Origin of the sequence: Nocardia sp. NPDC050717 (assembly GCF_040654275.1) — a bacterium.
In the GTDB taxonomy this organism is placed as follows: Bacteria; Actinomycetota; Actinomycetes; order Mycobacteriales; family Mycobacteriaceae; genus Nocardia.
Genome location: NZ_JBFAHR010000028.1, coordinates 24,426 through 31,541, shown reverse-complemented (window position 1 = coordinate 31,541; position 7,116 = coordinate 24,426). Strand labels below are relative to the sequence as shown.

Genomic DNA, 7,116 nt, shown 5'->3' with positions numbered 1-7,116 from the left:
CAAGTTGGGGGTGATTCCGGGGATCGGTGGGTCGCAGCGGTTGACGCGGGCGATCGGCAAGGCCAAGGCGATGGATCTGATCCTGACGGGCCGCACCATGGGTGTGGAGGAGGCCGAGCGGGCGGGTTTGGTGTCGCGGATCGTGCCTGCTGATCAGTTGCTGGAGGTGGCGTTGGAGACGGCGCAGACGATCGCGTCGATGTCGTTGCCGGTGGCGATGATCGCGAAGGAGGCGGTGAACCGGTCGTTCGAGACGACGTTGTCGGAGGGGTTGTTGTTCGAGCGTCGGGTGTTTCATTCGTTGTTCGCGACCGATGATCAGAAGGAAGGGATGGCGGCTTTCATCGAGAAGCGGCCGGCGAACTTCACCAACAGCTAGTTGTGTTTGTAGTGCAGTGAACCGTCGGTGACCTGGGCGGTCGTCGGCGCGGTGCCCGGGTGGGGTGGCCGCGCCGTCGTCCCGTCGGTGCCGAGCAAGCCGGCTACCGCGCCGCCCAGCGTCGCGGTCACCGCCACCGCGGCGAGCAGTTTGCGTCTGCCCGGCCGTTGACTGTCGCGGGTGGCCAGGGTGGCGCCCGCGTACAGCCGGCGCATCCGCAGCCGCGCGGGCGGGCGTTGCGCGGCCAGCAGGACCGCGCCGCGCGCCGAGACGTAATCGGGCTCCGGGTCGTAGACGATCGGCAGCCCGATCAGCTGGGCCAGGTCCTCGCGCAGCGTCGGATTGCGGCTGCAGCCGCCCAGCGGCACCAGCGCGTCCGGGCGGACGCCGGTCTCCTCGATCACCTGCCGCACGAACGAGGCCGAATGGTGCAGTCCCGCCTCGCACAGCTCAGCCAGATCGCTGCGGGTCACCACAGCGCGGCCGCCGGTGTCGGTGTCGGTGGCGGTCACCACGCGGGTGCGGCTCAGCGACTCGCGGTGCGCGCGGCTGGTGCGCGCGTCGGCCAGCACCCCGCCGCGGGCCAGCTGCCAGCGCAGCAGGGCGTCGTAGCCGTCGCCGCTGAGCACGGTGCTGCGCCTGCTCGCCAGGATCGTGTCGGTGCGGCAGTCGGCGTGGGTGATCGTCAGGCCGGAGCAGCCGAGGTCGTAGAGGAGCACCGTGCCGTCGGCGGGCAGCATGCCGGTGAACCGCAGGTAGCGCAGCTGCGCCAGCGGTTCGTCGACGATGCCGACCTCCGACCTGCCGAGCGCGGCGCGGATCGCGTCGGCGTGCACTTCGCTGCGACAGGTGACCGCCGTGGCCGTCACGCACTCGTCGCGCGCGAGCGCGGCCACCCGCAGCCTGCGGATCGCCGCCAGCACCGCTTCGTCGACCGATCCGCCCGCCCTGCGCGGCAGCCGGACGCGGTCCACCGGCGGCAGGTGCGGCTGATCGGAGTGGGTCAGCACGGCGCGAGCACCGCTCGCACCCGCCGATACCCCCAGGACCAGCACCATGGGCTACATCGTGGACCAGATTCGGCTAGCTGCCAAGCGCGTCGGCCGGTGATTCGCTCGCGGGCCGCCAGGTCGCGTGGAATGCGAGGTTCGGTTCGCCGGGCTCCTCGAAGTCGCCCGCCTCGTGCCGGAAGCTGGCGAGCAGGGTGAGCAGTTCGCGGATCTTGTCGGGGGGCAGGCCGGGCTCGGCGAACACCTGCGCGTTCAGCGCCGCCGTGGCCTCCGCGACCAATTCCCTTCCGGCATCGGTGATTTCGATGAGGGTGGCCCGGCGGTCGCTGGGGTGCGGCACCCGGACCACCAGGCCTGCGGCCTCGAGCCGGTCGACCGTGTTGGTTACGCTCGTGGGATGGACCTGCAGCCGGGCGCTGGCCTTGGCCATCGGCAGCGCGCCGGTCCGGCTGAAACTCAGCAGCTGCAGCAGTTCGTAGCGGGAGAAGGTGAGGCCGGTCGGTTTGAGCGCCTCGTCCACCCGGGCCATCACGATCTGCTGCGCCCGCACCAGCGAGGTCACCGCCGCCATGCCGTCGGCCACCTCGCCCCAGCCGTGCCCGGTCCACTGCCGATGCGCCTCGGCGATCGGGTCGACGGGAAGCGGGCGTGGCCGGGTCATGGATTGATCATCGCATAGCGCCAGGTGGACCGAATTGCACTCACCTCGAGCGCAACCCTGGCCGCGGCGGCCCGGTCACGGCACTCTCTAGGACGAGGCGGGCGTGGCTGAGTGGTTGAGGCAACGGTCTGCAAAGCCGTTTACGCGGGTTCAATTCCCGCCGCTCGCTCTGTGTCGTCGAGGCGGGATCGCTGTGCGCGGTCCCGCCTCGACGCTGTCTCAGCGCAATCCGGAGAAGTCGCGGACGACGGTGTGGTTGCGGTCGGGGAGCGTGCCGAGCAGGTAGTCCGGCGCGGTGCCGAAGTATTCGCCGCGGGTCAGGCTGCTCCAGCGCCTGGCCTGCTCGGTGCGGGTCTTGTAGAAGTTGACGCGATATCCGCCCTCGTAGACGCGCAGCAGGCAGTAGCCACCGGGATACTCCTTCACCGCGCCGACCTCGAGGAACTCCACCGCGCAGTAGAGATCCGGCCTGGTCCGTTTGGTGCGGTGGGTGTGGCCGCTGTGGTGCAGGAAGACACCGGGCGCGCCCCGGTACAGCGTCTGCAGCTCGAGCGCGGCGGCCCGGTCGAGGACGAACGGTGGGCCGCCGATATTCGTCAGACCGGCCTCGGCGGTGACCGGATGATGCCCGAACACGACGGTCGGCCGGTCCGGATCGGCGCGCAGGGCCTCGCCGAGCGCGTCGAGCTGCGACCGATCGATGACCCCACCCGCCGCCTCCGGCGCGCTGGTGTCGAGGCCGAGCACGCGCAGCTCGCCGAGGCGGTGCTCGGTGAGCTGCTGGCGTGGCAGGAACGCGTCACCCCAGCAGTCGGCGCACTCCGGGTGCCCCGGATGCGGCCGGTCGTGGTTGCCGCGCGCCATCAGGTAGTCGGTGCCGAGCGCGCCCCAGGAGTCCAGTTGCGCACGGACGCCGCGGGATTCGTCTGGAGTTGCCTCGTTGGTGAGATCGCCCGCGACGAGCAGCATGTCGGCGTCGCGATCCGGCGCGCGCAGATCGGCCAGGAGGGCATCGAGCATGAAGCGCGGATAGGGCTGCTCGCTCTGATATCCCGGCGGGAACCCGGCGAGGACGATGCCGCTCACGGTTTCGCCGTAGTGGATGTCGTTGGCGAGGGCCACGGTGTGCAGCAGGCGGCCGGGAGGCGGTGTCAGCGTGGTGAATTCGCCGCAGGCCTCGGGTGCGCCGGGGGTGGCGGTGGTGAGCGTGGGGCCGGGAAGGGCCCGAATTCCGTTGGCGAGGGCCTGGAATCGGTACGGGCGGCCGGGTTCGAGGCCGGTGATCTCCGCGTAGTGGAACGGGGTGGCGGTCTCGTCGAGGTGGACCGTTCGCGGCTCGCGGGGTGAATCCGCCGGTGCCAGCCGGACTTCGGTGTTCGCGGGTACCGGTGTGGGTCTGCCCGCGGCATCGAGGCCGAAGGTGGTCCAGGTCAGGACGGCGCCGGTGTCGGTCACCGTGACGATTTCCAGATCGAGCGCGAGCAGTGGATCGGCTTGCGCGGCAACCGGACCCGACCTGCCGACCGTCGCGCCGAGTGTCGCCGCGGCGAAGGCGGCGAGCACTGTCCGGCGCGACGGTCCGCAGCAGCCCATATCAGCGAGCGTAGTGGCCGTCGATGCGCGGCATCAGCGTCTGTTGGCCGGTGCCGAACAGATCTTCCAGGTGCCGTTCTCCTTCTTCAGGTGCTCCTCGGTGCTGTCCTCGGTGTTGGGTTCCTCGCCCTGGACCGACAGGGTCAGCTTGCCGACGACGGTCGCCTTGGCGGTGTCACCGGTGATGACGATGTTCTCGACCTTGTCGATGTCCACCGCCACCGAGGCCGACTCGAACTGCTGACGCTGCTCCGGGGTGAGATTCTCGATCTCTTTCCGGTCCGCCTCGCAGGCGAGCTCGGCGGCCGCCACGAAGCCCTCGTCACCGAGGGTGTCGTAGAAGTCGCGCACCGCCACCTCGATCTGCTTCTCGTCCGAGGACAGCGGCGTGCGGCCCTGCACGGTGAGCAGGATCCCGGTGATCACCGCCCCGATCACCACCAGCGCCACCACCCCGAGCGCGATGAACAGCCCGGTCCGCTTCTTCTTCGGCGGCTGCGCGGGCGGCAGCACATCCGGCCCGTCCGGATAGTTCGGCGGCGGCGGTTGCTGCCCGAACCCCGCGTGCGGATACCCGGGCGGCCCCGACGGCAGCCCCGACGGCTCCTGGCCGGCCTGCGGCTGCTCACCTGGCGGATTGGTCATGCTCGCTCCTGACTGAAATGCGCTGAATGCGTACGTGAGTCGAACCGCTGTGAAGCGTGGAAATGCGAGAGCGCCCCGGACGATACCGGGACGCTCCCACCACCTGCAACGAAGGTCACACCACACTCACCGCAAGGCCACCCGCGTGCCCCCGGAGAACATCGAGTCATGGAACTCGATCGCCGCCGGAACCGTGCCCTTCGGCACGTCGAACGCGATGATCACCGACACCTTGTTCCCCGGATTGATCCCCGCGGAGAGATCGGTGTTGACATTGAGCTCGGCCGCGGTGTCGTTCGCGAACTCCCTGCCCTGGTCGTCGATGAGCTTCTGATTCGATCCGAAATAGGTCTGCGGTTCCGCCGCGGTGTTGGTGACGTCGACATAGACGAGGATGAACTCGCCCTGGGCTTGCTTGCGCAGGAACTCGTTGTCGCCGACGGCCGCCACCGGCGGGTCGACCTTGGTGACGACGAAGGCGAACTTGCCGTCACGCACCTCCGAGCCCACCGGCGCCGCGGTCGATCCCGCGGTGCTCTCCTCGGCGGCCTTGTCGACCCCGCTCTTGAACACCGTCAGGCACCCGGCGCAGAGCAGCAGGATCATGGCCAGGATCCCGAGCAGGACCCACAGCCAGACCTTGCTCTTCTTCCGCGGCGGCTGCGGCGGGTAGGGCTGCCCGTACGGCGCTTGCCCGTACGGCGGCGGCTGTCCCTGCCCGTACGGCTGATGCGGAGGTTCCTGCGGGTTCGACATGGTTCGCCTCGATTCACGAACTGCCACGGGGTTTCCGTGGCGTGTGAACGGGAGTGTGACAGCGCCTGGAACCGTCCGACGCCCGATCCGCGGCAGGAAATGTCCGAATGGAAGCAATTAGGGGACGATCCCGTCCACCTGCCCGTTCCGGGTCCGTGACAGCGTCGACTGGTCGGATCGCGGTGGGGGATTCGCGGGGCGGTGTGCTCCGGAAATGCGAAAGGCCCGACCAGGGGGTCGGGCCTTTCGGTGGTGCCCTCGGCAGGATTCGAACCTGCGGCCTTCTGCTCCGGAGGCAGACGCTCTATCCCCTGAGCTACGAGGGCGGGATAGCTGCCGGTCGCTGTGGGGCGATCGGGCAGCGACAGCGTATCGCATCGAGTGCGGTGGGCCAAAAACGGTGGTGGACCGGGGGTTAGCCGGGCCCACCACCGGTCGGTCAGGGGAAGGGGAGCGCGGTGGCGCCGCGGGCGGCGAGCATGCTCTGCATCAGCTGCGATTCACCCGCCTGGGTCTTCGACATCTGGGCGGCCAGGACGCGGACCTCGGTGGTGTCGGCGTGCTCGGCGGCGTAGTCGAGCATCGGGACACCGCCCTGGTGGTGGCGCAGCATGAGCTGCAGGAACAGTGTGTCCACGGCGGGGCCGGTCGACTGACGCAGCGCGGTCATCTCCTCCTGGCTCGCCATGCCGGGCATCTCGGTCATCGGGCCGGTCATGGCCGTGCCGGTCGAGCCGGCGTGGCCGTGGCCGCCCTGCCCGTGCTCGGTCATCCAGCCCATGTAGCCGTCGACGTTCTGGTTGGGCTCGCCCCACAGCTGCAACCAGCCCTGCATCCGGCCGATCTGGTTCTGCTGGGTGGTGAGGATGTCGTAGGCGAGCCTGCGCACGTCGTTGTCGGTCGAGGCGATCAGCGCCGCGCCCGCCATGTCGACGGCCTGCGCGTGGTGGGCGGACATGTCCTGGCTGAAGCCCACGTCGACCGGGCCCGGCGTCGAGGCCTTGGGCTCGTCGAGCGGCATCCGCAACAGCACACCCGCCACCGCGCCGAGCAACAGCAGCCCGATCGCGCCGAGGACCAGGATCGCTCCGGTGGGACCTCTGCCGCGCGCGGTCTCGCCGGTCTCGGCGGCGTCGTCGCTCATCACTGACCGGCGGGCAGGCCGCCGGGGATCGGGATGTTCGGCATGCCGGGGATGCCGGAACCGCCCAGCTCGGACTGGTCGGGGGTCAGGCCCTTGCCGTCCATCGGCACGGCCTCGGGGCCGTACGGCGACGGATCGAACGGCGGCGGGTTGTTCGCGTCGAAGATCGGGTTCGAGCAGCTCGCGCCGACCTCGGGGTAGGCGTACGGGTTCTCGCGCAGGGCGGAGATGAACTGCTTGATCCGCGCGTCATCGGCGGAGTCCAGCTTGAGCTGGTGCCCCCAGGTCTGCAGCGAGATCGGGCTCTCGAGGCCCGGATACGGCGACATCAGCGAGTACTGACGGCCCTTGACGTAGTTCGACAGCTTCTCCACGCCCGCCGCGTCGACCTTGTCCGGGTTGTAGGCGATCCAGACCGCGCCGTGCTCGAGCGAGTGCACCGCGTTCTCCATGCGGATCGGCTTGGTGTAGACGGTGCCGGTGCAGTTGGCCCAGGCGGCGTCGTGCGGGCCGCCGTACGCGGGCGCCTTGTCGTAGGCGACGCGCTGCGCCTCGGTGACGTGCAGACCGGCCGGGTACTCCTGCTTGACCACACCCTCGATCTTGGTCGACGGGTCCTGGTTCTCCTTGGACGGCACCCATTCCTTCAGATCGGTCTGGGCCTCGCGGATCGCGGCCTGGTCCAGGTACTTGGGCACCAGGCTGTAGGCGAGCAGGCCGATCAGCGCGACGATGACGACGGCACCGCCGAGCAGGGCCCACGGCACCTCCCGCTTCTTGCCCGGAAGCTTGCCCTTGCCGGGTTTGCGGGACGGAGACGACTTCCCCGCGGCCCGGACGGCCTTGGCTGATGTGGCGCTGGTCCTGCTCGGCATCGCTCGTTGTGCTCTTTCGACGTGTGGATCGGTGGCGTTCGTACCGGGCGGTC

General features: G+C 69.7%; 8 protein-coding genes and 2 tRNA genes. 2 read left to right on the top strand and 8 right to left on the bottom strand.

The window, feature by feature from the left end; all coding sequences use genetic code 11:
- Positions 1-379: enoyl-CoA hydratase-related protein (locus AB0H56_RS31190; RefSeq protein WP_357170151.1), on the top strand; the 379-nt coding region annotated here is incomplete at its 5' end.
- On the opposite strand, the gene AB0H56_RS31185 is transcribed toward AB0H56_RS31190, so the two are convergent.
- Together AB0H56_RS31185 and AB0H56_RS31180 are read right to left on the bottom strand one after the other, a co-directional pair.
- Positions 376-1,437, bottom strand: a complete 1,062-nt coding sequence (locus AB0H56_RS31185; protein ID WP_357170148.1) for an Hsp70 family protein — start codon at positions 1,435-1,437, stop codon at positions 376-378. The two genes, AB0H56_RS31190 and AB0H56_RS31185, sit on opposite strands and share 4 nt — an antisense overlap.
- 25 nt (positions 1,438-1,462) lie before the next feature.
- Complete coding sequence (locus AB0H56_RS31180) at positions 1,463-2,050, bottom strand: MarR family transcriptional regulator (RefSeq protein ID WP_357170145.1); 588 nt, start codon at positions 2,048-2,050, stop codon at positions 1,463-1,465.
- A gap of 97 nt (positions 2,051-2,147) precedes the next feature.
- On the opposite strand from AB0H56_RS31180, the gene AB0H56_RS31175 reads away from it, so the two are divergent.
- Positions 2,148-2,219 (top strand) — tRNA-Cys (locus AB0H56_RS31175).
- Positions 2,220-2,269: 50 nt separating this feature from the next.
- On the opposite strand, the gene AB0H56_RS31170 is transcribed toward AB0H56_RS31175, so the two are convergent.
- The 6 genes from AB0H56_RS31170 to AB0H56_RS31145 form a co-directional block, all read right to left on the bottom strand.
- Complete coding sequence (locus tag AB0H56_RS31170; RefSeq protein WP_357170142.1) at positions 2,270-3,643, bottom strand: metallophosphoesterase; 1,374 nt, start codon at positions 3,641-3,643, stop codon at positions 2,270-2,272.
- A gap of 33 nt (positions 3,644-3,676) precedes the next feature.
- Positions 3,677-4,288, bottom strand: a complete 612-nt coding sequence (locus AB0H56_RS31165; RefSeq protein ID WP_357170139.1) for a hypothetical protein — start codon at positions 4,286-4,288, stop codon at positions 3,677-3,679.
- Between the two features lie 126 nt (positions 4,289-4,414).
- Positions 4,415-5,044 (bottom strand): DUF4352 domain-containing protein, encoded by a 630-nt coding sequence (locus AB0H56_RS31160; RefSeq protein WP_357170136.1) that lies wholly within the window; start codon positions 5,042-5,044, stop codon positions 4,415-4,417.
- 250 nt (positions 5,045-5,294) lie between these two features.
- Positions 5,295-5,370 (bottom strand) — tRNA-Arg (locus tag AB0H56_RS31155).
- 113 nt (positions 5,371-5,483) lie between these two features.
- Entirely contained in the window at positions 5,484-6,188 is a 705-nt protein-coding gene (locus AB0H56_RS31150; protein ID WP_357170133.1) for a DUF305 domain-containing protein, read from the bottom strand.
- Positions 6,188-7,063 (bottom strand): DUF3105 domain-containing protein, encoded by an 876-nt coding sequence (locus AB0H56_RS31145; RefSeq protein ID WP_357170130.1) that lies wholly within the window; start codon positions 7,061-7,063, stop codon positions 6,188-6,190. Before AB0H56_RS31145 ends, AB0H56_RS31150 begins: the two co-directional genes overlap by 1 nt.
- Positions 7,064-7,116: the final 53 nt, after the last annotated feature.